Raw genomic sequence first — 1,752 nt, forward strand, 5'->3', positions numbered from 1 at the left:
TGTCACTGCCGTCCGGGGCGGGGCGGCGGGCGGTGTGGGCGGACCGGGCCCGGGTGGCGGTGTGGCTCGGGCCCGCGCTCGTCGTGGCGTACGCCGGATTCCAGCGGCGGTGGATGTCCGACGACGCCTACATCTACGTACGGACCGTGCGGCAGGTACTTGCGGGCAACGGGCCCGTGTTCAACGCGGGTGAGCGGGTCGAGTCGTCGACCGGGACGCTGTGGCAGTGGCTGCTGGTGGCGGCCGGGACAGTGGGCGCGGATCCGGTGTCGGCGGCGGTGCTCGGGGGGCTGCTGCTGACCGCGGCCGGCTTCGCGCTCGCGGGACTCGGGGCGCTGCGGACGTACGGCGGGCGGGCGGCCGTGCCGCTGGGGTCGCTGGTGCTGCTGGGGCTGCCGCCCGTGTGGGACTTCGCCACCTCGGGTCTTGAGACGGGGCTCGCGACGTGCTGGATCGCGGGCGCGTGGCTGATGCTGATCACGCGGCCCTCCTCCCTCCTGACCTCGGCGGTCATCGGGCTCGGGCCGCTCGTCCGGCCCGACCTGGGGCTCGTGTCGGTCGTCTTCCTCGGCGCGCAGTGGCTGCTCGTGCGGCCGTCGTGGCGGGGCACGCTCGCGGGTGCGGGGGCGGCGGGCGCGCTACCGGCCGCGTACGAGGTGTTCCGGGCCGGGTACTACGGGCATCTGGTGCCGCTGCCCGCCGTGACGAAGGAGGCCTCTCAGAGTCTGTGGGGGCGGGGCTTCGGCTATCTCGGGGACTTCGCGCATCCCTATCTGCTGTGGGTGCCCGCGCTGTTCGTGGCGGCGGCGGTGCTGCCCGCGCGCGGCGGGCTCGCCGAACGCGGGGTCGCGCGGCTCGTTCCCGTGCTCGCGCCCGTCGTCGCGGGACTGCTGTGCTGGCTGTACGTCATCAAGGTCGGCGGTGACTTCATGCACGGGCGGATGCTGCTGCCGGGGCTCCTGCTGATGCTGTTGCCCGTCTTCGTGGTGCCCCTGACGCGGGTGGGCGCGCTGGCGGCGGTCGGGGTCGGCCTGTGGGCGGTGGTCTGCGCGGGGTGGCTGAGGATTCCGTACGGGGGGCAGATCGGTCCGGCGGGGATCGCGGACGAGCGCGGGGTGTACGTCCGCCACAACGCCGATCCGCATCCGGTGCGGCACACCTTCGTGGGGGCCCCGCATCACATGGAGTACGCGCGGAAGGTGTGGGCGGCGCGGTACTCCGGGGCGCCGGCGCTGCTGTTCGGCAAGGAGGGGCGGGTGGCGGCGCCGGTGGGTCCTGGCGCTCCTTCCATGACGGCCAGCTATGTGGTGCTGGGGCTCAACGGGTCCCTCGTGCCGCTGGACGGGGCCGCGCTCGATCCGATCGGGCTGGCGTATCCGCTGGCCGCGCACTCCGAGCGGGTCGGGGGCGGGCGGGTCGGCCACGACAAGCGGCTGCCGGCGGCGTGGCTCGCGGCCGACCGGGGTGCGCCGGGGGCTGCGCCCGGCTGGGCCGATCCTGTGCAGGTTGCCGCCGCTCGGCGTGCCCTGCGGTGTGGTGCGCTTGCCGAGTTGAACTCGGCTACTCGGGGGGTGCTGACGCCGGGTCGATTTCTGCGGAACGCGGCCGGGGCGTGGGGGCGGACTGCGTTCCGCTTTCCGAACGACCCGGTGCGGGCGGAGAGGGAACTGTGCGGGTGAGTGGGGGCTGGGGTGCGCGGTTCCTCGCGCCCCTAAAAGCCAAAGGGTTGCGCCGTTCCCCGCGCCCCCAAAA

The 1,752-nt window shown here is 74.4% G+C and carries 1 protein-coding gene; it reads left to right on the forward strand.

What is annotated here, in order from left to right:
* Positions 1 to 1,679, forward strand: a 1,679-nt coding sequence (locus AOK17_RS46760) for an arabinofuranosyltransferase AftB family protein (protein WP_157881555.1), incomplete at its 5' end; no start/stop codon positions are given.
* Positions 1,680 to 1,752 lie beyond the last annotated feature (73 nt).

This window comes from Streptomyces phaeochromogenes (genome assembly GCF_001418655.1).
Lineage (GTDB): Bacteria > Actinomycetota > Actinomycetes > Streptomycetales > Streptomycetaceae > Streptomyces > Streptomyces phaeochromogenes.